The sequence below is a fragment of the Sphingobacterium sp. HMA12 genome (assembly GCF_002933815.1).
In the GTDB taxonomy this organism is placed as follows: Bacteria; Bacteroidota; Bacteroidia; order Sphingobacteriales; family Sphingobacteriaceae; genus Sphingobacterium.
On the sequence record NZ_BEYR01000007.1, the window covers coordinates 230,556 to 254,286 of the forward strand.

General features: G+C 39.5%; 26 protein-coding genes. 19 read left to right on the plus strand and 7 right to left on the minus strand.

Annotated features, from left to right (window positions below; genetic code table 11):
• Nucleotides 1-45: 45 nt before the first annotated feature.
• The 4 genes from HMAT_RS24920 to HMAT_RS24935 all read left to right on the plus strand — a co-directional run bounded on the left by HMAT_RS24920 (nt 46) and on the right by HMAT_RS24935 (nt 3,122).
• Nucleotides 46-528 carry a hypothetical protein gene (locus tag HMAT_RS24920; RefSeq protein ID WP_104385539.1) on the plus strand — a complete coding sequence of 161 codons (483 nt, stop codon included), beginning with the start codon at nt 46-48 and terminating at the stop codon, nt 526-528.
• Between the two features lie 239 nt (nt 529-767).
• Nucleotides 768-1,325, plus strand: a complete 558-nt coding sequence (locus HMAT_RS24925) for an RNA polymerase sigma factor (RefSeq protein WP_158656137.1) — start codon at nt 768-770, stop codon at nt 1,323-1,325.
• Nucleotides 1,315-2,133 (plus strand): HEAT repeat domain-containing protein, encoded by an 819-nt coding sequence (locus HMAT_RS27135; RefSeq protein ID WP_158656139.1) that lies wholly within the window; start codon nt 1,315-1,317, stop codon nt 2,131-2,133. Before HMAT_RS24925 ends, HMAT_RS27135 begins: the two co-directional genes overlap by 11 nt.
• Before the next feature lie 107 nt (nt 2,134-2,240).
• The gene (locus HMAT_RS24935; protein ID WP_104385542.1) at nt 2,241-3,122 is read left to right on the plus strand and encodes a DUF4097 family beta strand repeat-containing protein; all 882 of its coding nucleotides are present in this window, start codon (nt 2,241-2,243) and stop codon (nt 3,120-3,122) included.
• A 100-nt stretch (nt 3,123-3,222) separates the two neighbouring features.
• On the opposite strand, the gene HMAT_RS24940 is transcribed toward HMAT_RS24935, so the two are convergent.
• The 3 genes from HMAT_RS24940 to HMAT_RS24950 form a co-directional block, all read right to left on the minus strand.
• The gene (locus HMAT_RS24940) at nt 3,223-3,951 is read right to left on the minus strand and encodes a bifunctional 2-polyprenyl-6-hydroxyphenol methylase/3-demethylubiquinol 3-O-methyltransferase UbiG (protein ID WP_233789588.1); all 729 of its coding nucleotides are present in this window, start codon (nt 3,949-3,951) and stop codon (nt 3,223-3,225) included.
• Nucleotides 3,938-5,119, minus strand: coding sequence for a nicotinate phosphoribosyltransferase (pncB, locus tag HMAT_RS24945; protein WP_104385544.1), 1,182 nt, complete (start codon nt 5,117-5,119; stop codon nt 3,938-3,940). Before pncB ends, HMAT_RS24940 begins: the two co-directional genes overlap by 14 nt.
• A gap of 256 nt (nt 5,120-5,375) precedes the next feature.
• Nucleotides 5,376-6,956, minus strand: coding sequence for a DUF6600 domain-containing protein (locus HMAT_RS24950; RefSeq protein ID WP_104385545.1), 1,581 nt, complete (start codon nt 6,954-6,956; stop codon nt 5,376-5,378).
• Nucleotides 6,957-7,213: 257 nt separating this feature from the next.
• Between HMAT_RS24950 and HMAT_RS24955 the strand changes: the two genes are divergently transcribed.
• The 6 genes from HMAT_RS24955 (at nt 7,214) to HMAT_RS24980 (ending at nt 11,331) form a co-directional block, all read left to right on the plus strand.
• Entirely contained in the window at nt 7,214-7,972 is a 759-nt protein-coding gene (locus HMAT_RS24955) for an ABC transporter permease (protein ID WP_077438387.1), read from the plus strand.
• A 6-nt stretch (nt 7,973-7,978) separates the two neighbouring features.
• Nucleotides 7,979-8,752 carry an ABC transporter ATP-binding protein gene (locus HMAT_RS24960; protein WP_104385546.1) on the plus strand — a complete coding sequence of 258 codons (774 nt, stop codon included), beginning with the start codon at nt 7,979-7,981 and terminating at the stop codon, nt 8,750-8,752.
• Between the two features lie 5 nt (nt 8,753-8,757).
• Nucleotides 8,758-9,762, plus strand: a complete 1,005-nt coding sequence (locus tag HMAT_RS24965) for an MlaD family protein (RefSeq protein ID WP_104385547.1) — start codon at nt 8,758-8,760, stop codon at nt 9,760-9,762.
• Between the two features lie 138 nt (nt 9,763-9,900).
• The gene (locus HMAT_RS24970; protein WP_104385548.1) at nt 9,901-10,602 is read left to right on the plus strand and encodes an RluA family pseudouridine synthase; all 702 of its coding nucleotides are present in this window, start codon (nt 9,901-9,903) and stop codon (nt 10,600-10,602) included.
• Nucleotides 10,603-10,629: 27 nt separating this feature from the next.
• Complete coding sequence (locus HMAT_RS24975; protein WP_104385549.1) at nt 10,630-10,893, plus strand: hypothetical protein; 264 nt, start codon at nt 10,630-10,632, stop codon at nt 10,891-10,893.
• Nucleotides 10,894-10,923: 30 nt separating this feature from the next.
• Nucleotides 10,924-11,331 carry a DUF983 domain-containing protein gene (locus HMAT_RS24980; RefSeq protein ID WP_233789589.1) on the plus strand — a complete coding sequence of 136 codons (408 nt, stop codon included), beginning with the start codon at nt 10,924-10,926 and terminating at the stop codon, nt 11,329-11,331.
• A 33-nt stretch (nt 11,332-11,364) separates the two neighbouring features.
• Here the strand turns inward: HMAT_RS24980 and HMAT_RS24985 are convergent, their stop codons facing one another.
• Entirely contained in the window at nt 11,365-11,655 is a 291-nt protein-coding gene (locus tag HMAT_RS24985) for a DUF4286 family protein (protein WP_104385551.1), read from the minus strand.
• A gap of 339 nt (nt 11,656-11,994) precedes the next feature.
• Between HMAT_RS24985 and HMAT_RS24990 the strand changes: the two genes are divergently transcribed.
• The 9 genes from HMAT_RS24990 to HMAT_RS25030 all read left to right on the plus strand — a co-directional run bounded on the left by HMAT_RS24990 (nt 11,995) and on the right by HMAT_RS25030 (nt 20,853).
• Complete coding sequence (locus HMAT_RS24990; protein WP_233789591.1) at nt 11,995-13,680, plus strand: S9 family peptidase; 1,686 nt, start codon at nt 11,995-11,997, stop codon at nt 13,678-13,680.
• Nucleotides 13,681-13,689: 9 nt separating this feature from the next.
• Nucleotides 13,690-15,348 (plus strand): sensor histidine kinase KdpD, encoded by a 1,659-nt coding sequence (locus tag HMAT_RS24995; RefSeq protein ID WP_104385553.1) that lies wholly within the window; start codon nt 13,690-13,692, stop codon nt 15,346-15,348.
• Between the two features lie 103 nt (nt 15,349-15,451).
• A complete protein-coding gene (locus HMAT_RS25000; RefSeq protein WP_104385554.1) occupies nt 15,452-16,150 on the plus strand; it encodes a response regulator transcription factor in 699 nt (232 codons plus the stop codon).
• 132 nt (nt 16,151-16,282) lie between these two features.
• On the plus strand, nt 16,283-16,756 hold the full coding sequence (greA, locus tag HMAT_RS25005) for a transcription elongation factor GreA (protein WP_077438377.1): 474 nt from the start codon (nt 16,283-16,285) through the stop codon (nt 16,754-16,756).
• Nucleotides 16,757-17,040: 284 nt separating this feature from the next.
• Entirely contained in the window at nt 17,041-17,457 is a 417-nt protein-coding gene (locus HMAT_RS25010) for an HIT family protein (protein ID WP_104385555.1), read from the plus strand.
• A gap of 140 nt (nt 17,458-17,597) precedes the next feature.
• Nucleotides 17,598-18,248, plus strand: coding sequence for a DedA family protein (locus HMAT_RS25015; RefSeq protein ID WP_104385556.1), 651 nt, complete (start codon nt 17,598-17,600; stop codon nt 18,246-18,248).
• A gap of 8 nt (nt 18,249-18,256) precedes the next feature.
• Nucleotides 18,257-18,799 (plus strand): inorganic diphosphatase, encoded by a 543-nt coding sequence (locus HMAT_RS25020; protein ID WP_104385557.1) that lies wholly within the window; start codon nt 18,257-18,259, stop codon nt 18,797-18,799.
• An 8-nt stretch (nt 18,800-18,807) separates the two neighbouring features.
• Nucleotides 18,808-20,121: a hemolysin family protein gene (locus tag HMAT_RS25025; protein ID WP_104385558.1), complete on the plus strand. Its 1,314-nt coding sequence runs from the start codon at nt 18,808-18,810 to the stop codon at nt 20,119-20,121.
• A gap of 18 nt (nt 20,122-20,139) precedes the next feature.
• Nucleotides 20,140-20,853, plus strand: a complete 714-nt coding sequence (locus HMAT_RS25030; RefSeq protein WP_104385559.1) for a 16S rRNA (uracil(1498)-N(3))-methyltransferase — start codon at nt 20,140-20,142, stop codon at nt 20,851-20,853.
• A gap of 76 nt (nt 20,854-20,929) precedes the next feature.
• Here the strand turns inward: HMAT_RS25030 and HMAT_RS25035 are convergent, their stop codons facing one another.
• The 3 genes from HMAT_RS25035 to HMAT_RS25045 form a co-directional block, all read right to left on the minus strand.
• Nucleotides 20,930-21,406: a hypothetical protein gene (locus HMAT_RS25035; RefSeq protein WP_104385634.1), complete on the minus strand. Its 477-nt coding sequence runs from the start codon at nt 21,404-21,406 to the stop codon at nt 20,930-20,932.
• A 170-nt stretch (nt 21,407-21,576) separates the two neighbouring features.
• Nucleotides 21,577-22,962 (minus strand): FtsX-like permease family protein, encoded by a 1,386-nt coding sequence (locus tag HMAT_RS25040; RefSeq protein ID WP_104385560.1) that lies wholly within the window; start codon nt 22,960-22,962, stop codon nt 21,577-21,579.
• Between the two features lie 47 nt (nt 22,963-23,009).
• Nucleotides 23,010-23,651 (minus strand): ABC transporter ATP-binding protein, encoded by a 642-nt coding sequence (locus tag HMAT_RS25045; RefSeq protein WP_104385561.1) that lies wholly within the window; start codon nt 23,649-23,651, stop codon nt 23,010-23,012.
• Nucleotides 23,652-23,731: the final 80 nt, after the last annotated feature.

A 23,731-nucleotide genomic window follows, 5' to 3' on the forward strand; every position in this document is an offset into this window, starting at 1 on the left:
CTGAACTTTCGTAGTTTGGCCTCTTTAAACCTCTTATAAAATACTATGAACCTAAAAAATCAAATTTTGCTAATTGCTGCTTTGCCATGCATGGTCTTTTCCTGCAACAATACCAGCAAACAACAAAAAGAAAATAAGGCTGCAAAAGCCGAATCATTGACTGGGACTTACAGACTCCTGGAGAGTAAGACAATCCAAGGAAAGGATACAGTGACCGCATTCACGGATACCAGCAAGACCGAAATGTTTAAGATGTTTAATGAAGATCATTTTGCTTTTTTTAATCACGATAAGGAGAAAGGTAAAGGGAAAGATCCTCATTTTCTTGCTGGTGGAGGTACTTATTCATTTGACGGCAAAAATTACCAGGAACGGTTACAATACTGCAGTCTGCGGGATTGGGAAAGTAATAAGTTTGATTTTGAACTGGAATTTAAGGGGGATACACTTATTCAACGGGGGGAGGAAAACCTGCCTGAACTAGGTGTAAAACATACCATTATTGAAACCTATCTAAAAGTAAAATAACATGAGCTTATTGAGGGTCTTATAAAACTTCATGCAGTATATTTGTTAATGCAAGCACCCCGGGGAATTTTCGGGGTGTTTTTTTATGGCTCAAAAAAGGCAAAAAAAGATGCTTGTTGCTGTTTGGAAGTGCTTGGTTATTTATTTTAGAAAAAAAATAAAATTAACTTGCAACATTTTCCAAAGCTGTCCGACTATAGAATAGAAACATAAGAAATTAATAGTATTAAATAGTAAACGTGCAAAACCAACTTAGCGATAAAGATTTATTGACGATGTGCCAATCCGGTAACGAATCTGGATTTGCACAGCTTTACCATCGCTATGCGAAAAAGATCTTTAATTCGATCTATCGAATTTTGTCCAATCAGGAGGAGAGCGAGGATATTTTGCAGGAGACTTTTGTGGAGTTTTTCTCAAAACCAGATAAGTGGCCAGCAGTACTTAGTGTGGAGGCTTGGTTGCGACGGATGGGGGTGAATAAAGCTATATCTCTTTTACGAAAGAATAAGCAATATCACACACCGATTGATGACCTGGAAATCCGGGATGAGGGTGAAGAGGAGTTATTGGAAAAGGAATGGCGGGAATGCCGATTGACTGACCTGGAATCGATCATTGATCAGTTGACTGGGATACCTAAGATGATCATCAATCTTTATCTTTTTGAAGATATGAGCCACGATGAAGTTGCTGAGTCTTTGGGAATGACGGCCGTAGCGGTACGGAGTCAATACCATCGTGCCAAAAAGAAAATTTACGAACAATTGAAGGAGAGGTATAATTATGCGGGATAATTTGAAAGATTTTGTAAATGCGAATCGGGATGCATTTGACCATAAAGAACCTCCTGCGGATTTATGGAATAAAATCAAACCACAGGTAGTTCCTCAGGTAAAAGAAAGGAAAATTAAACCATTATGGCGATGGGCAAGCATTGCGGCAGCGACATTATTATTGGGTACTGCTACATTGCTGATTTTTAATCAGAAAGAAGATCGGGGGATTAAAGTAGCAGATGTAAAACCAATTTCTGTCCAAAAGGATGTTCCAGAGACAATGAAACCTGCACAGCAGGAAGTTTCTGTAGAAGTTGAAAAGAAGGAATCTATTCACCGGGTACAGACAATAACAGCTCGACAGAAAATAAATCGGGTGGCCAGGACGGGGGCGCAAAAAGCAAGTAAGGACGAGAATCTGAAGACGAAAAAACAGGATTATATGCAAATGCTTCAGGATTCTACCTGGGCAAGTACACGCCTTGCCGCCGTACTCGGTCTACAAAAACAAGGAGGTCTGAATGAAGATGCAACACGAGCGCTGGAGAAAATGGCGGTTTCAGATGAAAGCAGCAATGTACGTATGGCAGCCATTGAGACCTTATTGGATGGAATGACCCCTGAAGCCAGACAACAGAAGGTTCAAGACTTTTTTGTCGCCCAGAATGATCCCACACTGCAGGTCGAGCTGATGCAGATGATCGGGCAACGAGATGAGCTGGAAATGAAAAACAGTACAAAAGAAAAGTTAAATGCGATCGTGGAAGATCCCTTTACATTGAAGTTTGTGAAAGAGCAGGCTTATGCGGTACTGCTGCATCAGTAAAGGAAACGGGGCGATAAGGACTGTGAAACAAATGGTATAGGCAGGGCTCGCCAACACAGGGGGAGATTAGAAAAAATATTAGATAAAGAAATAATAAAATTAAGGAGATGAAAAGGATAAGAATAATCATGATGGGAATGGCGCTGTTTTTTGCGCATGCATTGCGGGCTCAGATATCAGAAAATGTGGAGGGGGCTGTACCGCCCAAACCGCCCAAAGCTCCCAGAGCAATTCGAGGTGCTGTTGAAAATAGTGGAAAGAAGGTTTGGAAAGAGTTTAAAGTACCTGTCTTGGGAGAGAAGTTATTGCTAAAATTTGATAATGTGGCTATCGAGGGTTATAACGGTAAAGAAGTTTTAATTACAGCGAATGTAGAGGAACAGGAAGAAAACGATCGTGCTAAGGGTTTGCGCGTAGTCAACGGTTCGGGGCTGTCCGACAATTCGGGAATGGGGATGAATATCCAGAATAATGCTGGCGTGACCGAAATCAGTATAGTCGGCATGCCAATGGAGGATTCGATTCATGTGCGGGTTCCTTTTAATCTTCCTATTAGCGTAAAAGGCCGCGGAGGTTTCTTTAATGGAGGGGGTATTGAGGTAAAAGATATTCGCGCCGAGGTGGAGATTTCCAGCACGATGGGCGATGTCAAAGTGATTAATGTAACAGGACCTCTGAACGTAAAGGTCGCCCAGGGTGATGTTGTTGCCAAATTTGTGCAACCAGTCAAAGGGCCTATTTCGCTCATTGCCGCGATGGGTGCGGTGGATGTGGCCTTCCCTGCAAAATTCGGCGCCAACGTAGATATGAAGACCTCAATGGGCAATATCTATGCGGCAGATGAATTTCAATTTGAAAAGCCGGTTGAGGAACCTAAAAGTAGTCCTTACAATATGTCGAATACTGTTAAAGGGAAAATGAATGGTGGTGGACAGGATGTGATCCTGAAGACTTCTATGGGTGATATCTATATTAGATCCCAAAAATAGTAGGTGAAGTGTTGAAATAGGCTGACCTAGCATACGAAAACAAAAAACCTTAAATACCGAACAGGCATTTAAGGTTTTTTTGATGCGTTTTCAGTTGTGCCTAAAGTTCTGAAATTGCGCTGTTATTTTTTGGTTCCATGCGCACCAAGTATTGATCGTTTTCGTCTTCATATAAAATCTGTACTACCCAACCCAATTCGTGGGATATTTTGATCAGTTTATCCTGATCTAGATACAGCCATTTGAAGGAGTTGCCCTTTTGTCCCTTATATTCGTATTGATATTGAATTTCTCCAAAATAGTGGGTGGGCTTTTTGATGTTATAATCTTCATAGAGATAGCCGATATCCGAAGAATCAAAAATAAGCTGTCCTTTTTCAGTCAGGAGTTCTTTACTATGGTGCAAGAGCTTTTTAAAGCCATCAATGTCACCAGCAATACCGACACCATTCATGAGAAACAGAAGCGTATCGTACCGTTGCCCGTTAAATCCATAAAAATCTTCGTAGATGATATGTTGCACCCCACGTTGCTGCATGATATGGCAGGCTGTTTGTGATATTTCCAAAGCATCAACCTCAAATCCTTTTTCTTGTAAATATAGGCTGTGGCCGCCTACTCCTGCTCCTACATCCAATACTCTTCCATCACAGAGTGACAACCCGATAAACTCCAGTTCTGGAAAATCGTCGGCATCCCTAAAAAAAACTTCTACAGGCATTTCGTCCCGGTCGCCATAGCTTGTATGGAGTATCAAAGGAAATTTTTCTTCTTGATGGATAAAGTAATCATCCAAAGCCTCACCATACACGTCTCTATACATTGTCATTATCAATCATTAATACTTTTTTTGCAATATAGATGGAATCTTCATCGCCAGTGTGTTTCATCGGCTCATCCGAAAGTTTGATAACAGGTGTCCATTGATCGTCTTCTGGAAGAGCATCGGTCATTTTAATGACGATATTCATGGGTTTAAGTCCCACATCGTTGGTGAAATTGGTGCCGACACCAAAGGAGTGTAATATCTTGCCTTCACAATAATTCGCTATTCTTTCGACCTTGTCGTAATCGAGCCCATCGGAAAATATAATCGTCTTTGACAGCGGGTCTATGCCATTTTTCTTATAATGTGCAACAACCTTGTCCGTAAATTCCAATGGGTCGCCGCTGTCGTGTCGTACACCGTCAAATAATTTGGTGAGCTTTTTATCGAATTGCTGAAAGAAAACTTCCGTGGTGTAAGTATCGGATAATGCAATCCCGAGGTCGCCCCGATATACATCAGACCAGTGTTCCAGTCCCAGCAGGTTAGCCATCTTATAGCCATATTTGGCGGCGTGAAACATAAACCATTCGTGTGCGTGCGTGCCGATGGGTTTGGTCTCATATTTCATGGCCAGATGAACGTTGCTGGTTCCGATAAAGGTTTTTTCGCCGTACTGCTTTAATGTACGGACAACCAGATCATGAACTTCATAGGAATGTCTTCTGCGGGTACCAAAATCAGCGATAGTGATATGGAGTTTTTTGTATTTTTCAATTTTGTCTTTGGCCGTGGCGATGACTTCCTCATCTGATGCACGGATTAAGCCTTGTGATTCATAGAAAAGCTCACAGATAAGCGACATTAACGGCACCTCCCAGAGAATCGTGCGATACCAGTAGCCTTCGATGATAACCTCTAGATCAGGCCCATCCTGTGTGATCTTAACTTCATCGGGATCATAACGATAACCTTGCAGAAAATCAAAATAGGTTGGATCAATGTAGGGGCAGGTTCTCGCGAAAAAGGCTTTTTCGGCTTTGGTAAGCCGTAAGTCTGCCATTTCATTTACAGCCTCTTTTAAAAGGACGTCGAACCCTTCCGGAAACTTGTGATGCCCCCGATTGATAAAGTGGTAGCGCGCTTTCGCCTTTGGAAAGAGCTTAACTACCGCATTCTGCATCGTGAATTTATAAAAGTCGTTATCTAATATAGAGGTGAATGAAGCCATCTTTATTAATCTGATTTTTGTTTGAGTTTGTAAATTTACTAATTAACATGAAATTGTGCGGATTGTTCATCATAAATAAAACTTTCGTGGTTCAATGGCTGCTCGAATAGCGTCGAATTTTTTAATGGAATGACTAGGGGAGTCAGGCGACTCTTTGAAGGCTAAAGAGAATAAAAAAGGAATCAAAAGTGACTGGATGACATAAAAAAACGGGTCAGTGATTCACCGCCCCGTTTTTTATCCTAAATTTAATCTATTATCGTGTTCGTGTTCTTTCAGAACCGCTGCTTGAACGGCTAGAGCCTTCAGATGATCTTGATCTTGGTGCTGAAGAGCTTCCGCTATTTGCTGCACCTGACCTGCCTACCGTAGGAGCTGAGGACCTTGTTCGAGAACCTTCAGAGCTTCTGTTTTGCACGGGTTGAGTAGGTTGTGCAGGCTGACTAGCCCCTGTTCTACTGTTGCCTGTCTCGTAACTCCTGTTTTGCACCGGTTGAGCAGGTTGGTTTACGGGCTGGCTTGAACGCGTTCTACTGTTACCCGAGTCATAGTTTCCATTTCTTTGCGGTGTTGTCGTTGGTTGCGAACCGCGTGAAGAATTGATGTCACCCGTATTGCTTGTACCTGTTCTTACCCGTGTATTGTAGTCCGTGTTCCGGCCATTGTCAACAGTGTTTCCTTGTCTGGTTCTACCGGTAGAAGTAGGATTGTTGTTATTTGTTGGATTCGACTGTCCGCTGGACCGTGTTCTGAAATCGTAATTAGTTGAATTGGGAGTTGTTCCAATATTATTTCTGTTGGTTGCTCCATTGTCTCTCGTTCTGCTGTTATTGTCAACAGAGCTACGTGTGGATCCGCTGCTGTTAGCATCATTACGTGATCTGACTGAGGCATTACCACTATTGTCTATATATAACTCCCGATTTCCGGACCTGGAATTGATGTTATCCCGATTGGAAATGACACGGTTGTTGCGGTCCGATATCGCACTATTATTATTACGTGTGCGGGTCGATGCATCGACGACATTGGTCGGACGTGCTGATGAACGTGTGTTGCGGTCTACGGTCGGACGGTACATACTGATTTCGTTTGTTCGGGTACGGCTGTTACTGCTACGCACGGATCCGGGTCTATCCGCATTGGCAATCCGATTGACCGTAACACTTCTACCTGTATAACGTTCGATGTCAGATCGACGCGGGCCACCGACATAGTAATTATTATTGATGATAGTCGTGTTGTTGATAACAGTTGTTCTATTATAGATGCTGTTGTAATTTCGACGATTCACATAATATCTATCCATGTTTCGGTTCATAAAATGATTGACTGAAACAAAGGTCCAGAAGTTCATGGGGATATTAACAGAAACATTGATATTCATGCCGGGACCCAACGGAGCCCAGCCATAATAATCATTGCTTTGACGCCAGTTTACCCATGCTGGTCCCCATTCGTAGTCAGGAACCCAACCCCAGCCATAACGGTCATTGTAATTCCATCGACCGTAGTGAAAAGGAGCCCAGCCCCAATCATAGTTGGAGACCCATGTATTACCATAATCCGTCATCGACCAATAACCATTGGTTGCATAAGGTTGGAAGTCAGGGCCAGCATCCGGAATCCATACATATCCATAGTTCGGATCATTGACCCATTGTCCGTATGGTGAAAGCTCATCATAGAACGTCTGAAATGAAACACCGGAATTATTATAATTGTTATACCCTGTGTTGTATCCCCCTCTTTGGGCCATGGAAGTGGTACAACTCGTGAAAGAAGCAACACCGATCAAACCCAATGCCCAATATTTTATATTCCCTAAATTTTTCATCTTCGTAATATTTTAAAGTATGACAAAACTCTATGCGTTTGCCGTTGTTATTATGACAGCATAACGTAATAAATGGTTTAATCGGTACACTATAAATCTGATTTTTTTTATATAAAAGTCAAATTGATGATCTTTTTACATAAACGACAATTTTAGATACATATTTTTTATTTACCTTTACCGCTCGAATTGTGACGTGTTTGTTGAGCATATAAGGTGTTTTATGACACATTAATTTGACATAGACATATTTTTAAATGGCTAAAAAACTTCAGACTTTTTTTTTAGAATTCGCAAACATTCACCGTTTTTTATTACGGTTTTGGCGCGAATTAGTAACACCACCATACGAATTCAAGGAGATTATACGCCAATGCTATGAGATAGGCTATAAGTCGTTGCCTTTGATTAGTTTAACCGGATTTATCGTTGGCTTTGTTTTTACAAAACAGTCACGTCCTTCGTTGGAGGAATTTGGTGCAACTTCGATGTTGCCATCCTTGATCTCCATTGCAATTGTACGGGCTCTGGCGCCTTTGGTAACGGCTTTGATTGCCTCCGGCAAAGTGGGGTCACAGATCGGGGCTGAATTAAGTTCGATGAATGTGACCGAGCAGATCGATGCCATGGAGGTTTCGGGCACGAATCCTTATAAATATTTGATTGTAAGTAGAATTTTAGCTACAACCATCGGTATTCCTGTCCTTTGTTTTTATGTGGCGGGTATTGGTCTCTTGGGCGGTTACCTCAGTATGATGAGCAAAGATGACTTGAGTTTTTTGAGTTTTTTTACGCAGGTATTTGAAACCATTGCTTTCAAAGATTTGGGGGCCATGGTATTGCGTGCGGTGATATTTGGCTTTACCATTGGCGCGGTAAGTTGTTATTGTGGTTATTTTTCTTCGAAAGGTACGGAAGGGGTAGGTAAAGCTGCCAATGCTGCCGTAGTAGCTTCAATGTTCCTTGTGTTTATCGAGGAAATAATTATTGTTCAGATTTTGTCGTTCTTTGGATAGTGGTATATGGAAAAAGCGAAACTAAATATAGATCATTCTCAATCTGTTATCGAAATCAGAAATGTGAGTAAATCTTTTGGAGATAACCATGTGCTAAAGAATGTTAATCTGGATTTATATAAGGAAGAAAACCTTGTTGTTTTAGGTCGTTCAGGTACCGGTAAATCGGTTTTGATTAAGTTAATTTCTGGTTTATTAAAACCGGATGAGGGGACAATTGATGTATTGGGTGAATCTGTTACCGAATTAAATGATCGTCAATTGCGTGAATTACGCTTGAAGATTGGTTTTTCTTTCCAGAATAGTGCCCTTTACGATAGTATGACAGTACGTGAAAATCTGGAGTTTCCATTGGTGAGAAATAAACGGAATCTGACACGGTCTGAGATCAATCATGCAGTGGAGGAGGTGTTGGATGGTGTAGGTTTATCCCAAGCCATCAATCAGATGCCATCTGAACTTTCTGGAGGTCAGCGTAAGCGGATTGGTATAGCGCGTACGTTAATCCTTAGGCCGGAGATAATGATGTACGATGAGCCTACGGCGGGTCTGGATCCGATTACCTGTCTGGATATTAATGGGTTGATTAATGAGGTTCAGGAGCGGTATAAGACTTCGTCAATTATTATTACACACGATTTGGCTTGTGCAAAGGAGGTCGGTGATCGTATTGTGATGTTATTGGACGGTAAATTTGAAAGACAGGGTTCTTTTGAGGAAATTTTTGATACAGATGACGCACGGGTAAGAGCGTTTTATAATTATAATTTTATTCTATAATATACATGAGTAAGGCAGAAAATAAAAGAGCAATCATTGTTGGTATTTTTGTTTTTTTAGGCGTATTGATTCTTTTGGCCGGGATTTTTATTTTGGGCAGTCAACAGAAGAAATTTACAAAAAACATCGAGATCACCACCTCATTTCCTGATGTTGCAGGATTGAAAGTAGGAAGTAACGTCTGGTTTTCTGGAGTTAAGGTGGGTATTATTAAAAATATCCATTTTAAAAGTGTACAGGATGTCGAAGTTGTTTTGACTATTGAGGAGAAATCTGCGGAATATATCCGTAAGGATGCTGTCACGAAATTGGGCTCTGATGGACTGATCGGTAATAAAATTGTCGTTATTTCAGGGGGATCTCAGAATGCACCTACGGTAGAAACGGGCGACTTTTTGCGATCTGCCAAAACAGCGGATATGGAAGCTATGATGGAGACATTGCAGGTGAATAATGAAAACTTGGCGAAGATCACAACAGACTTTGTCGAGATATCACGTGGCTTAGCAGATGGCAAGGGGATGGTCGGTGCAATGTTGACCGATACGGCTATGGTGAATACCTTACGTGCGAGCTTATTGTCCATCAGTGCGGCAATGAACAATGCAAACAAGGCATCAGCTAACTTGGTGACATTGACAAATTCGTTGAACAGCAATAGAGGATTGATTCACGATCTAACTACAGATACAGCGATTTTTTCCAATTTACGTCAATCTGCTGCTCAATTGCAGGGCGTATCTCAGACCGCAAATGCATTGATCAATAATTTGAATAACGCCTCTAGCAGATTGAACGATAAGGATAATGCTGTAGGTGTCTTATTGAATGATCCTGCATCTGCAAACCAGATTAAGTCCGCAATTAATAACTTAAATTCAAGTACTGAAAAGTTAGATGAAAATATGGAAGCCTTGCAACATAACTTCCTATTACGTGGCTTCTTTAAGAAAAAAATGAAAGAAAACGCCAAGAAAGCCGAATTGCTTAAGGCAGATAGCGCACAATAAAGTGTGGTAAACATAATATCGAAAGGCTTTACGCTTGCGTAGAGCCTTTTTTTCTTTAATGAGTAACAAATCATATAGGTTTTCGAGCGAAACTTAGACTTATAGTGAACGTTTAAATGACTTTTTAGCTAAGAGGAAATGAATAAGCATGAAATTACGGATAAAGAGGTGATCTTTGAAGACAATCATCTGATAGCAATCAATAAAAGGGCGGGAGATATTGTGCAAATTGACGAAACCGGAGACCTTTCATTGGAAGATATGGTAAAGATCTACCTGAAAAAGAAGTATGATAAACCCAATGATGCTTATGTTGGGGTTATCCATCGTTTGGATCGACCGGTTAGCGGTATGATTCTTTTCGCGAAAACGAGCAAAGCCCTTGAGCGTATGAATAAGTTCTTTCAAGATCGTACGGTGAAAAAAACTTATTTTGCTATTGTGCGCCAACGTCCGCGAAATGCCGAAGGTAAATTGATCAACTGGTTAATTCGGAATAGACAGACGCGAGTGACCAAGGCGTTTCCGCGTGAAGTGAAAGGCGGTACCTATGCCGAATTGGATTATGCGGTAATAGGTGAGTTGAACGGGTTTTACTTGTTACGTGTTGAACCTCTTACAGGCCGTACACATCAGATTCGTGCGCAGCTGGCGGCGATGGGTTGTCCTATTGTTGGCGATAACAAATACGGATATCCAAGAGGAAGTTCGTTGGGAAGTATCTGTTTGCACTCGCGATCGTTGGCGTTTACTCATCCCATCAAAAAAGAGCAGATGACGTTGGTGGCTTCATTGCCGCAAGATGGTTTTTGGGACAAATTTGAAGCATTGGTACGCTAATCGTTAAATTTTCAGTAACTTTGGGCTATGAAATGGTTTAAATATCTACTCTTAATATTTACCTTAAGCTGCTCGATGGTGTCTATTTCTCGAGCACAGTGTGCAATGTGTACATTGAATGCCGAAAACTCTACGAAAGAAGGCAATATGCAGGGAAAGGGGTTAAATGATGGTATCTTATTTCTATTGGTGATTCCTTATTTGGCCGCTGCAGGACTAGGTTATCTATGGTATAAAAAATACCGTAAAAAGAATCCGCCAACCAAAAAGTTTATTAACGAGATAAAATAGAATCCGATGCCGACATCTAAATTTCATGCAATGATACATTCCAAATGTCCCAAATGTCATGTTGGAAATGTATTTGAAGGAAAGGTATATAGTTTGCGGAAGCAGCATATGAATGAAGTCTGTCCACATTGTGGTGTTAAATATGAGGTCGAACCCGGCTATTTTTATGCGGCAATGTATGTTAGCTATGCGCTTTCTGTAGCTGAAATTGTGTCTGTGTCTGTTGCTATTGCGATTTTGACAGGAAGTGAGTCGCCTTGGTTCTATTTGGGAGGTCTAGCTGTAACCATTTTAGTATTCGCTCCATTTAATTTCAGGTATGCCCGCTTGATCCTATTACATTTTTTAACGCCAAAAATAAGCTATGAGCCTCGCTATGAGCTTGCTTTGGAAATCAGTGAGAAAGATAAGGAAGCGCAGGGTAATAAAAAGAATTAATAATACAAAAAAAATAAAGAGCTGTACAGCTCTTTATTTTTTTAAGTATTTCATTGTACTGTCGAAAAGGAAAACTTTATCCTTGTACGACTCCGAAATAAGTTGTTGTAATGGTATCAAATGGACCTGCTGAAAATCCATAATATATTCTTCGGAAGGCAGGACGACTTGAATACAATAAGTCATTCCTTCGTGCGGGGACTGGAGCATTTCCAGAAAATGCACTTGGAATTTTTGGGATTGTACGATATTATCTTCAATCCAGGAAACGATCTCATGATGGATGGTTTCTTCTGCTATAACAGATACATTGTATAAAAACATAAACAAAAATACGGTTTTATACGCTATTTTTGAATATTACGTTTTATTACTATATCTTGTAAAAATAAGGTTGCATTGACTGCAATTTGGTATTTAATTACAATATTTGGGTTAAATGATAAGGACGTATTCGGGATTATGAGGTTGCAATTTTGGACTTTTTTATTTTTTTGTGCATTGACGATGTTAGGGTGCCAACAACATAAGGTTGACCCTATACCCATTAATCAATTCTTTTCCACACCTGAAAAATCAAATTTTAAAATTTCTCCCAATGGTCGGTTCATTGCTTATATCGGTATGGACAATCATTGCAAAAATATATATTTGATAGATTTGATGGATAAGGACAGCTCCAAGCAGCTCACTTATCAGAATGATATCAATGTAAAATCCTTTGTCTGGAATAACGATTCCAAAATTTCTTTTTTGACCGAGCAATCTGCCCAGGATAGTTTACGTTTATATGCTGTGGATATTAACACGGAAAAGATTTGGCCATTAATTAAACCTGCTCGTGCAAGATTCAGGTGGGTTCATCCGATGGTTTCCAACGGGGATAGTTTTGTTGCTGGGATCAACGACCGAGATTCCTCGTTTTTTGATCTTTATCGCATTTATTTGGACGGTAGACCACGGGAACTGATTTTACAAAACCCCGGTAATATGAGCTCGTGGATTGCATCCAATGATGGGCAGGTGCGCTTGGCAGTTGCAAATGATTCGGTACAGCAATCTGTTCTTTTCCGGGGTTCTGAGAAAGAACCTTTTAAGGAGATTATACGTTGTGATCTCGAAAGTAGCTTCACTCCGTTGGGGTATAAGGATAGTTCAAATCGCATTATTTATGCACTTTCAAATATAAATCGTGACAAGTTGGCTCTCGTTAGCTATGACCTGGTCAGTGAAAGGGAATTGGGAGAGCTATATAGCCACAAGGAGGTCGATGTAAGTCCGGGAGGCTACTTCCCTGAGCAAAATCGCTTACTGTTTGTTAATTATACAACTTCAAGACAGAGTCGGCATTTTTTTGACGAACAAACAAAACGAAAATATGATGAACTGTCGAAGCAAATTGATGGTTTTGAATTCCAGGTCCTCAATACGGATGTTTCGGGAGAGAAGGTCATTATTAAGACTTATACAGATGTCAATCCGGGCGGGATTTATTTTTATGATTTTATATCAAAAAAATTGACCAAATTAACCGACAATAATTCAGATCTTAAAGATAAGGAATTGTCTCCCAATGAATTTATTACCTACAAAGCGAGAGATGGTATGACGATATCCGGTTACTTGACCTATCCTATACATTCCAACCGGAAAGATCTGCCTATGGTGGTACTGCCACATGATGGCCCCAATGGACGCGAAGTATGGGGTTTTGACAATGAAGCACAATTTTTAGCGAATAGGGGGTATTTGGTTTTTCAGATGAATTATCGAGGTTCAACGGGGTTTGGAAAGAAGTTTTGGACTGCTGGATTTAAGGAATGGGGTGGAAAAATTCAAGATGATATTACGGATGGGGTAAAATGGTTAATCAAAGAGGGGATTGCCGATAAGGATCGTGTGGCCATTGTGGGGAAAGGGTTTGGAGGATATTCGGCATTACATGCTACTTGCTTCAATTCAGATTTGTATAAATGTGCGGTTTCCTATTCAGGATATACCAACCTATTTACCTATTTTAGGGATATTCCACCTTATTTTAAGTCCTATGTACAGAAAATGTATCAGATCGTAGGAAATCCTATTCGTGAAGCAGAGTTGTTTAAAAATATATCTCCTGTTTTTCATTCAGATAAGGTTCGGATTCCTGTACTTTTAGTCCAAGGGGGCAAAGACCGATTTAGTTCGGTGACAGATGCAAATCAATTCGTTCAGAAGTTGAAGAATAACCATGTTCCTGTGCAATATATTCTGAAGGAAGATGAAGATAGAACTTTTAAAAAAGATGAGAATATATTTGGCTACTATAATGAACTGGAGCGATTTTTGGCAAAATATCTAGCGGACTAGGGGCATTATATGAAAGCAGGGAAATACAGCTATCGAAAAAATTATGGACTATTGTTGATGTTTTTCATCGTCATCAGTGGTTTGTATATTTTTGCTCTTTTTCTATCCAGAAGCTATACCGAGTCACATATAAAGAATGAATTTACCAATAGGAAATCGGAAATTTTTGATCAGACCTTAATTCCTTTTAATGACTTTTTCCAAAATAGAATTCCGGAAGTTTCATTTTATCAAGGCTTTTTGGACTCTGTACAAGCCGGAAAATATGCCTATAGTATTTTAAGTTCTTATCCTTTTGTGCGCGAAATTGGTTTTTTTGATTTACAATTTAATAATGATCATAATTTAAATTACGGTTTTATAGTCAATAATTTAAGAATTCAACCTAAGACTATTACTTTTTTTACGGTATCCCGCTCGGGGCTGAACAAAAATACGATTCGTGACCGTGGTCAAATGGGCTTGCATTCGGAGGAAATTAATAATATTGGGGTTAAGCTCGCTACTTATATTGACAAGTTGCAGCCGAATGCAAAACTTTCTGACAAGGATATTTTAAAGGTATTTTATACGATCAGACCCGGACAGATCACCTATTTAAATATACCAAGGGTTAATGATTTGATTGTTTATAAAGCCATCATGGAGGGAAATTTGGACCATACTGTTGGCTATGAGCAGGACATGTTCAATTTTCAGATTGACCCGATGTATCTGGAGGTGAAAAATAGTTATACTAACCTTTATGAAAAAGTGGAGATTGTCCCTTTGGTAGGAGCACCGATTACACCAGAGAATGATGAAATTTCTACAGAAATGCCTTTGCCGGGTGCTTTGGCAGATTATAAATTGCTCTTTAGATCAAGCAAAAGTTTTCTCTCGAAGGAGATAAATCGTAGTTTTTGGCCCGTATTGGGTGGTATATCCTTGATTTATATTATTTTGATTGCGATTCTATATTTAATTTATAGAAATTTAGAAATTAACGGAAGACTTTTTAAATTGCAATATGATTTTATCAACAATTTGACCCACGAGTTTAAGACGCCTGTAAGTGTGATAAAAATTGCCGGAAATAATATTAAGAGTGCACAAGTTTTATCTGATGAGGAGCGAAAAATGTATGGTAATATTTTGGATCAGGAGGCTGATCGGCTCAATAATCTGATGAATAAATTATTGTCGTTTAGTCAAATTGAAAATAAAACCATTAAATTAAATAAAGAGGAAGTAGATCTAGAAGAATTTACCGAAAATTTGGTAGCTTCCTCAAGAATAAAATACGCTGACTTCAAGATTAGCACAAAAATTGATGTAAGAACATCGATGCTTGCGGATCCGGTGTTATTGAGCAGTGTGTTTCAAAATATGATAGATAATGCCTACAAATATTCGAAAAGTGGGCATAAAATCTTGGATATTGCGATACAACAAAATAAGAAGAATTTTGTTATCACTTTTAAGGATGAAGGAATTGGCATAGAGAAGGCGGAGTTTAACAATATCTTCAAAAAGTTTTATAGAATAAAAAGTCAATATAATCAGCAAGGAAGTATTGGTTTAGGTTTGGCTTTCTGTAAGGAAATCACTGAGTTTATAGGTGGAGAGATTACAGTGAAAAGTCAATTAGGACAAGGCACTACCTTCACGTTGGTATTTCCGGTTTAAAAAAATAAATTTAAATATGAAATATCCATGTTTAGAAAGCGTGAAAACTTATAGTTATAAACTGGATACTCCATAAGACATTTAAAAGACAAATTATTTACTTATGAATAAAGACATCACTGTTGCTGTTATTGAAGATGATGAGAACTTACGTTTCTTGGTAAAACATCGATTAGAATCTGAGGGCTATCAAGTCATCCAAAGCGGAAATGGGAATGAAGCAGAAAGTTTAATCTTGGAGAAACGACCGGATGTGGTCCTCTTAGATTGGATGCTCCCGGGAAAAGAAGGTAACGAGATATGTGAGGATGTCCGTAAAGCAGGATTTGAGAATATCATTATTATGATGACAGCCAAATCCCAAGACGTGGACAAGATTGAAGCTTATAGCTTTGGGGTGACGGACTATATTAGTAAGCCATTCAATATGGACGTGTTGATTGCGATGATAGATAACAAGGTAAAGTTTTTCTTACCTAAAAACAGCCCTGAAATCTACAAGTTTGGACAGACAGAACATCATCCAAATATCCATTCCTTAATACGGGAAGGTAAAAAGGTCGAATTAACTATTTTAGAGAACAGGATCTTATTACATTTTCTTCAAAACTTAGGTCGAGAGATTACCCGTGAGGAGTTGATGGAAGTGGTATGGGGCTATAGTTCAAATGTGAATACGCGGACGCTGGATATGCACGTGGTACGTCTGCGGAAGAAGATAGAGACCAATCCTGACAAACCACATTATTTACAGACAGTGCGTGGATTGGGTTATAAATTTGTTGATGAGGAAGAGATTTGACGGATAAGAATTTGTTTTGTTGAAAACAATTATTATCTTCGTATAGATTGAAAGCAAGACCATGTTACCCGAAGAGGGTAATATGGTCTTGTTTCTTTTTTAAAATGTAGAAAATAAGAAAAAGATAAAATTATGGCAGAAGTAACTTATTTTACGGAAGAAGGATTGCGTAAGCTTAAAGAGGAATTAGCTTATCTGAAGACGGAAGGAAGATCTAAAATTGCCAATGCTATTGCAGAGGCAAGAGACAAAGGTGATTTGTCTGAAAATGCGGAGTATGATGCTGCTAAGGAAGCTCAGGGACTTCATGAAGCTAAAATAGCCAACCTGGAGAATACCTTGGCGACAGCCCGATTGATTGACGAATCCAAATTGGATACGTCTAAAGTCCTAGCTTTGTCTATCGTTAAGATCAAAAATAAAAAGAATGGAGCTGTGATGACTTATCAATTGGTTGCCGAATCAGAGGCGGACCTCAAGTCGGGCAAGATTTCTGTTAAATCTCCTATCGCCCAGGGATTATTGGGCAAGTCAAAAGGTGATACGGCAGAGATCGAAGTACCTGCAGGTAAGATTGAATTTGAAATTGTAGAGATTTCGAGATAACATATGTCGGTTATGTGCGGTACGCCATAACCGCACATCCACAAATTAACTTTATATTAAGAAGGTCGGGTTCTAGCAATCGCGACCTTTTTTGTTTATATTTGTTGAGAACATCATATGTATGTTACTTATGGTTGTTTTTTTATCAATGTATTTAGATCGTAAATATTAGACATTAGACTTTCCTTCTGCAAGCCGATGGCTGGCACAACCAAAGTCTCCATATGCGATATTAATATCTCAATACTTTATTATAAAAAGAGTTTATTCCAATATAGAATAATATGTCAACAATTTTTTCAAAAATCGTCGCTGGAGATATTCCAGCTTACAAAGTTGCGGAGAGTAATGATTTTCTGGCTTTTTTGGATATCAGCCCTTTGGCGAAAGGCCATGTTTTGGTGATACCTAAGAAAGAAACTGATTACATTTTCGATATTGAAGATGATGAGTACATGGCACTTTGGGTATTTGCAAAAATCGTTGCGCAGGGGATAAAAAAAGTAATTCCATGTGTTAAAGTTGGCGTGGCTGTTGTGGGATTGGAAGTTGCGCATGCACATATCCATCTTGTTCCGATCAATAAAATAAGTGACCTAAATTTTGCTGGGCCTAAGTTGAGTTTAGGCGAAGATGAACTACATCAGATCGCTGAAACAATACGGGAGTCCATTATCAGTATAACTGCACAAAATCAATAACAAGATTATATTACACTTGATTTACTTTCGTTTTTTAGAAGAATACTATATTTGTACTTTGTTGTTTTAAAATTATACAGGGAAAAAAGTAGATTTTGATTCTAAAATAGAGAAAACAACATTGATTTTTACTGAAAGTTATGCATGAACTTTTGTTGTCATTTCAACAACTAATGAATCCCGAAGAGCTCCTGAGTTCGGGCGGATTTTATTTAGTTATATTAATCGTATTTGCCGAAACAGGTCTGTTTTTTGGTTTTTTTCTACCGGGCGATTATTTATTATTTTTAGCGGGACTATTTTGTGCACTCAATAAGATCGATGTGAGCATTTATACGCTTTGTCTAGGTTTATTGGGAGCAGGAATATTGGGCAATTTTACAGGTTATTGGTTCGGTTATCGAGCCGGCCCCATGTTATTCAAGCGAAAGGATAGTTTTATCTTTAAACGGAAATATGTGGTCATGGCGGAAGAATTTTACCATAAATATGGGGGAACCGCATTAATTATAGGTAGATTTGTTCCAATAGTTCGTACTTTTGCTCCAATCTTTGCCGGTGTTGTAAAATTAGATTTCAAAAAATTCGTTTTATATAATATCAGTGGAGCTTTAATATGGGTTCTGATATTGACCCTTTCCGGATATTTCCTAGGAATAGAGTTTCCATGGATTATCCATTATGTTGAATATGTTGTCGTTGGGATGATCGTGATCGCATTTTTGCCTATTGCAATAACTTTGCTCAAAAAGCGAATGAAAGACAAAAGAAACAAACAAAATATACAGTAAAATAAAAAATGAGTAAACAAAACCCTTGGCACATGGTTTCTCCAGGTGAGAATGTGCCAAATGCCGTAAATGCTATCATTGAGATTACAAACGGATCCAAAGGAAAGTACGAATTAGACAAAGAAACAGGCTTGTTGCTTTTGGACCGAGTAATGAGTTCATCTGTCGTCTATCCAGCCAATTATGGTTTCATTCCGCAGACTTATTGCGACGACAAAGATCCTTTGGATATTTTGGTGATCTGTTCTGTTGATATTTTACCTTTAACACTAGTGGAAGCACAGGTTATCGGTGTCATGAATATGGTTGATGGCGGAGAGCAAGATGATAAAATCATTGCTGTTGCCAAAAATGATCCTGTATTCAACTACATTAAAGATATCGATCAATTGCCGCCGCATACCATGAAAGAAATTGTACAATTCTTTGAAAGTTACAAAGCTTTAGAAAAGAAACACGTTATCGTAGAAGGGGTGAAAGGACGTGAAGAAGCACAAAGAATCTTGATGGAGGCTATTGAGCTGTACAAAACAGAATTTGTTAACAAATAACCCCCAGCATGGCGCTCGATATTTTTTGGACATTGTTTTTAGTACTGGCCAACGGCTTTTTCGTTGCGGCCGAGTTTGCTATTGTCAAAGTCCGAATCTCCCAAATTGAAGTTCAGGCGAAAACAGGTAGTAAAGTTGCTACAATTGCCAAAAGTATAACGGAGCATTTGGATGGTTATTTGGCCGCTACACAATTGGGTATTACACTTTGCTCCCTGGCCTTAGGTTGGGTAGGAGAGGCTGTAATGACCCAGATTGTGCAGGGGGCATTAGGTTTCTTTGGTGTTGAATTGACTGGTACGATAGCGACCAATGCAGGTCATGTGCTGGCATTTACGATTATTACCGTATTGCATATTGTCTTTGGTGAGCTGGCTCCCAAATCAATTGCCATTCAAAAACCTGTTGCAACAACGATGAAGATTGCGGTTCCCCTGCAATTTTTCTACTTTATCTTTAGACCTTTTATTTGGATCCTAAACGGTTTTGCCAATTTTCTGCTTAAAATTTTAGGATTTGAAGTGACTAAAGGTGAATCCGCCCACTCTTCTGAGGAATTACAATACCTCTTGGATAAAGGAAAAGAATCCGGAGCATTGGATATTTCTGAGCATGAGTTAATTAAAAATGTCTTTGATTTTAATGAACGTATCGTAAAGAATATTATGGTGCCAAGGACGAAGATTGTTGCTGTCGAAATAACGGCAGATGCTTCAGAATTGATTGAAACCATGACGGAGGAGGGCTATTCACGTCTTCCAATCTATGAGGACAACATTGATCAGATTGTTGGTATTGTGCATACCAAGGACATCCTTCCGCTATTGGCCAAAGGCAAAGAGGTGGTGATGAGAAATATCATGCGTAAACCGTACTTTATCCCTGAGACCAAAAAAATCAATGATCTGATGGCCGAGTTTCAGCAGCGACGCCTGCAACTGGCCATCGTACTGGATGAATTTGGAGGAACAGCCGGGATGGCCACCTTGGAGGATATCGTGGAGGAATTGGTAGGAGAGATCCAAGATGAGTACGATGAGGAGACACCGGTTGTGGAACGTATATCTGAAACAGAATATATGGTAGATGCAGGGGCTAGTATTCATGATGTGAATGAGTTTCTTCCGATAGAATTACCCGAAAGTCAGGATTACGATACAATGGCAGGATTGGTCAGTGAAATCTTTGATAAAATTCCAGAGGTAGGTGAGCGGAAACAGGAATACGGTTATGTATTTACAATCATCCGCAAGGCGCAGCAGAATATTGAATTTGTTAAATTGGAACTGGTCGAGTCGACGGATGACGACATATCGGAATAAGAGCACAACGAACAGTACATGCAGTTATTTTTTACACCGGAATTAAATCCTTCTTTAGAAAATTTTATCCTCTCTGAGGAAGAAAGCAAGCACGCTGTCCGTGTGCTTCGTATGAATACGGGAGATCGTTTATATTTAATTGACGGTCGCGGTGGCCTGTACGAAGCTGAAATTATAGATCCACATCCGAAACGTACTGTACTTCGCATTCTAAGTGTCAAAGAGAATTACCAACGGTCAAACTATCATTTGCATATTGCTGTTGGGCCGACCAAGAACATCGACCGTATCGAGTGGTTTTTAGAAAAAGCTACCGAGGTAGGGATTCAGGAGATCACGCCGATTATTTGTGAGCATTCCGAGCGTAAGGAGGTGAAGTTGGACCGCTTGAACAAAGTCATTGTGTCAGCCATGAAACAATCTTTGAAAGCGTATCTGCCAAAACTGAATCCTGCGATACCCTTTAAACAGTTTTTAAAGGATCTTCCAAAGGAAGGTGTCCAAAAAGCAATTGCACATTGTGTTGACTCGGACAAGAAGTATTTGAACGAAGTATTTGAAGCTGGACAACATTATATCATTTTGATAGGCCCAGAAGGAGATTTTTCGGCCGAGGAAATTGATCTGGCCCTGATAGCTGGTTTTCAGCCTGTGTCGCTTGGTGAAGCGCGTTTACGAACCGAGACAGCGGCGCTGGCAGCTTGTCTTGAGACCTCGCTACTCAATAGATAATTTAAGCTATTTTTTGTGTTTCTATGTGAATCCCATCTAATAATATAGATAAGATTCAGCATAGAAGAGGATACGTTTATTTTACGAGTTCAGCATCGATGATCTGAATTTCGGAATTTCCTTTCAATGGATCTTTTGTAAAAATCATCTTTCCTTTGAGCTTGATAGGATCTTCAGAAAATTTTATTGCACCCCCCTTTAAGGTCACTTCTACCATAGGTGGTATTCCATTGGAACCACAAAATTGACATTGCATAACAGGTAACACAGACATCATAAAATTTTTATGATTACGTCCACTGTGCAGCGGAACCATATAGCCCGGTAATTCGACCACTTTGTTCTCCAGTGCTTTGAGTTCTTTGGGATAAAATGGTGTATATACTTTTTTCGCACCATTATAGGTCACTTTATAAGCCATCTTATCAATGGCGTCCCAGGTTTTGTTCATCATAGGGGTATGATCGGGCACATCGGAATTGCTGCCGATCTGTGCATGTACCTGTACGATGCCGAAGAATATGAAGAGGAATGCCGTGATAATTTGTTTCATCTGTTTAATTTTTTTTTGTTGTGATGGAACTATCAGACTTATTCTGTATGATGAATAAATCATGATGGCTTCATCTGTTTTAGTATTGAGTATTGAGATTTTGGCGATGCAAATCAGGATTTGCATCGGATATACCATTATTGCATTTTTAATTCAATTGCCCATCCATTCTATTTGTTTGATAAAGTGCCGGCTATACTTGTCCTATACGCTTTTACAGCAGGTATCAGCGCTGCGAGTATGCCGATGAGGCAAGCAATAAGCAAAAATACCAATTCTTTTGGATGTAGCCTAAAAGCTTCGACAAAGTCAGCACTCTGGCTCGTTTGGTTACTGATATAGTATAATGCCAGATGTGCCAATAATAGTCCCACCAGTCCACCTACGATTGTTATGGTCAGGCCTTCCAGTAGGACAATGTTGAATAACTTTCCTTTAGACGCACCGAGTGTACGCATAATGGCTAGATCATATTTACGTTGTTTTAACGCGTTGTAGAGGTTAATAAATACACTCAGACCAGCAATTAGCATGATGACATAGGCAAGGATCGCTAGAGAATCTATTCCTACACCTAAGAGTGAAAACAGGCGTGTACTTTCCATAGCCGGAGAAGCTGCTTGCATATCCGTTTGTTGATCGATCATTTTAGGCAATATACCGATAGCTGCCGGTGACTGGTATTTTATTAAAATAGCTGTTATTTCAAGACCATTTTGTTTGACCATATCAGCGCCGATAGATTTGACAAACACACCTTCTTCTTCGTGTTCATGGTCAGCATGATCGTGAAGTTCTTTTTCATTGGTTGCCACTTTTCCGGTTGAATTTTCCTGTGAATCTTCTCCATGGTGATGTAGGTGTGCTTTGACTGTTTCTTCACGGTCTTCTTCCCGTTCGCGTTGTTCTTTTTGTGCCGCAGTTTCGTTATCAGCATGGGCGATACCGTGAACATCCCAGACGCTCTCGAGATTGGTCAATATGAGGTTGTCAGTTACATTGTTATTTTGCTTTAGAATACCGACGATCGTAAAAGGATGTTCATCATGACTATGGCCATCCTTGCTCAGACCGTGAGAGCTGTTGATTTGGTCGCCTATTTTCAAATGGTGCTTTTTTGCGACCTGTTCACCGATAACGACTTCAAAGTCTTTTTGCCAGATGCGGCCGTCATTTATTTGGGTATTGTAGATTGTCAGAAAAGAAGAGTCCGTACCCACAATACGATGTCCCTTAAAGTTATCGCCCAAGGATAAGGGAACCGCTAGTTGAACAAGCGGATTCTGGCGTAGTGGTTCGAGTTCATCCAATGGTATATTTCCAGTTGGATTGTCGATATGATATACGCTGGATAGGATCAATTGGAGTGGGCTCCCTTTAGCTCCGACCACGAGGTCAATATTTTTACTATTATTGTCGAGTTGTTTTTCAAATATTTCACCCGTGATAGAAAGTACAGCTAATATGGAAATTCCAAAAGCTGTCAGCAAGATACTAAGAAAGACAGAACTAAATTGTCTACTTAAATTTTTCCAAACCAACTGTATCGTGTTCATAACAAATTCTAAAGCTAAAAGGGTGAATGAATATATGACGTATTCAATTATTTTAAGATATACATTTTTGAGAACTGATCTTTAATCCGTTTGTCGTGTGTGGTGATCAAGAGGGTTGAGCCGGCGGTATCTGCAATATCCAAAAGAAGTTCCAGCACACGATTTGTATTGGTGTCATCCAAAGCAGCTGTAGGTTCGTCCGCAATGAGCAGCGCAGGCTTATTGATCACACTACGAGCAATCGCGGCACGTTGCAATTGGCCACGACTTAATTCATTCGGGTAAGCTGTAGTTTTGTGGTCCAGTTGCAGTTGGTTCAAGACCTGATGAATCTGATTAACATCCACCTTTTTCCCTGCAAGGGACTGTGCCAATTTGATATTTTCCAATAACGTTAAATTTTTGAGAAGATGTGCTTCCTGGAATATAAAACCGATATATTGAGATCTGAATTTGTCTAGTTTGCTATTGGATAATAGGGAAAGATCCTGATTATTAATTTTAACGAGCCCTGTATCGGGTTTAGATAAGCCCCCCAACATGTTCAGCAAGGTTGTTTTTCCAGTCCCTGAATCGCCCAATAATAGCGTGTGCTGTCCTTTTTCGATGTGGATGTCCGGAAATGCGATGCTTTTGGCATTCGTATATTGGAATGTTAGCTGTTCAGTAGATACGATCGGATTGCTCATATGCTCAAAAATTGAAAATCTATTCAAACTTAGAGAAATTGCTTTGCATATGCAATATTATTGCAATAATAAGATCATTC

What these genes read in the sequence shown, in the direction of transcription:
- HMAT_RS24920 (WP_104385539.1), top strand. Translation starts at nt 46, where the DNA reads ATGAACCTAAAAAATCAAATTTTGCTAATTGCTGCTTTGCCATGCATG.
- HMAT_RS27135 (WP_158656139.1), top strand. Translation starts at nt 1,315, where the DNA reads ATGCGGGATAATTTGAAAGATTTTGTAAATGCGAATCGGGATGCATTT.
- HMAT_RS24935 (WP_104385542.1), top strand. Translation starts at nt 2,241, where the DNA reads ATGAAAAGGATAAGAATAATCATGATGGGAATGGCGCTGTTTTTTGCG.
- HMAT_RS24940 (WP_233789588.1), bottom strand. Translation starts at nt 3,951, where the DNA reads ATGACAATGTATAGAGACGTGTATGGTGAGGCTTTGGATGATTACTTT.
- pncB (WP_104385544.1), bottom strand. Translation starts at nt 5,119, where the DNA reads ATGGCTTCATTCACCTCTATATTAGATAACGACTTTTATAAATTCACG.
- HMAT_RS24950 (WP_104385545.1), bottom strand. Translation starts at nt 6,956, where the DNA reads ATGAAAAATTTAGGGAATATAAAATATTGGGCATTGGGTTTGATCGGT.
- HMAT_RS24955 (WP_077438387.1), top strand. Translation starts at nt 7,214, where the DNA reads ATGGCTAAAAAACTTCAGACTTTTTTTTTAGAATTCGCAAACATTCAC.
- HMAT_RS24960 (WP_104385546.1), top strand. Translation starts at nt 7,979, where the DNA reads ATGGAAAAAGCGAAACTAAATATAGATCATTCTCAATCTGTTATCGAA.
- HMAT_RS24965 (WP_104385547.1), top strand. Translation starts at nt 8,758, where the DNA reads ATGAGTAAGGCAGAAAATAAAAGAGCAATCATTGTTGGTATTTTTGTT.
- HMAT_RS24970 (WP_104385548.1), top strand. Translation starts at nt 9,901, where the DNA reads ATGAATAAGCATGAAATTACGGATAAAGAGGTGATCTTTGAAGACAAT.
- HMAT_RS24975 (WP_104385549.1), top strand. Translation starts at nt 10,630, where the DNA reads ATGAAATGGTTTAAATATCTACTCTTAATATTTACCTTAAGCTGCTCG.
- HMAT_RS24980 (WP_233789589.1), top strand. Translation starts at nt 10,924, where the DNA reads ATGATACATTCCAAATGTCCCAAATGTCATGTTGGAAATGTATTTGAA.
- HMAT_RS24985 (WP_104385551.1), bottom strand. Translation starts at nt 11,655, where the DNA reads ATGTTTTTATACAATGTATCTGTTATAGCAGAAGAAACCATCCATCAT.
- HMAT_RS24990 (WP_233789591.1), top strand. Translation starts at nt 11,995, where the DNA reads ATGGATAAGGACAGCTCCAAGCAGCTCACTTATCAGAATGATATCAAT.
- HMAT_RS24995 (WP_104385553.1), top strand. Translation starts at nt 13,690, where the DNA reads ATGAAAGCAGGGAAATACAGCTATCGAAAAAATTATGGACTATTGTTG.
- HMAT_RS25000 (WP_104385554.1), top strand. Translation starts at nt 15,452, where the DNA reads ATGAATAAAGACATCACTGTTGCTGTTATTGAAGATGATGAGAACTTA.
- greA (WP_077438377.1), top strand. Translation starts at nt 16,283, where the DNA reads ATGGCAGAAGTAACTTATTTTACGGAAGAAGGATTGCGTAAGCTTAAA.
- HMAT_RS25010 (WP_104385555.1), top strand. Translation starts at nt 17,041, where the DNA reads ATGTCAACAATTTTTTCAAAAATCGTCGCTGGAGATATTCCAGCTTAC.
- HMAT_RS25015 (WP_104385556.1), top strand. Translation starts at nt 17,598, where the DNA reads ATGCATGAACTTTTGTTGTCATTTCAACAACTAATGAATCCCGAAGAG.
- HMAT_RS25020 (WP_104385557.1), top strand. Translation starts at nt 18,257, where the DNA reads ATGAGTAAACAAAACCCTTGGCACATGGTTTCTCCAGGTGAGAATGTG.
- HMAT_RS25025 (WP_104385558.1), top strand. Translation starts at nt 18,808, where the DNA reads ATGGCGCTCGATATTTTTTGGACATTGTTTTTAGTACTGGCCAACGGC.
- HMAT_RS25030 (WP_104385559.1), top strand. Translation starts at nt 20,140, where the DNA reads ATGCAGTTATTTTTTACACCGGAATTAAATCCTTCTTTAGAAAATTTT.
- HMAT_RS25035 (WP_104385634.1), bottom strand. Translation starts at nt 21,406, where the DNA reads ATGAAACAAATTATCACGGCATTCCTCTTCATATTCTTCGGCATCGTA.
- HMAT_RS25040 (WP_104385560.1), bottom strand. Translation starts at nt 22,962, where the DNA reads ATGAACACGATACAGTTGGTTTGGAAAAATTTAAGTAGACAATTTAGT.
- HMAT_RS25045 (WP_104385561.1), bottom strand. Translation starts at nt 23,651, where the DNA reads ATGAGCAATCCGATCGTATCTACTGAACAGCTAACATTCCAATATACG.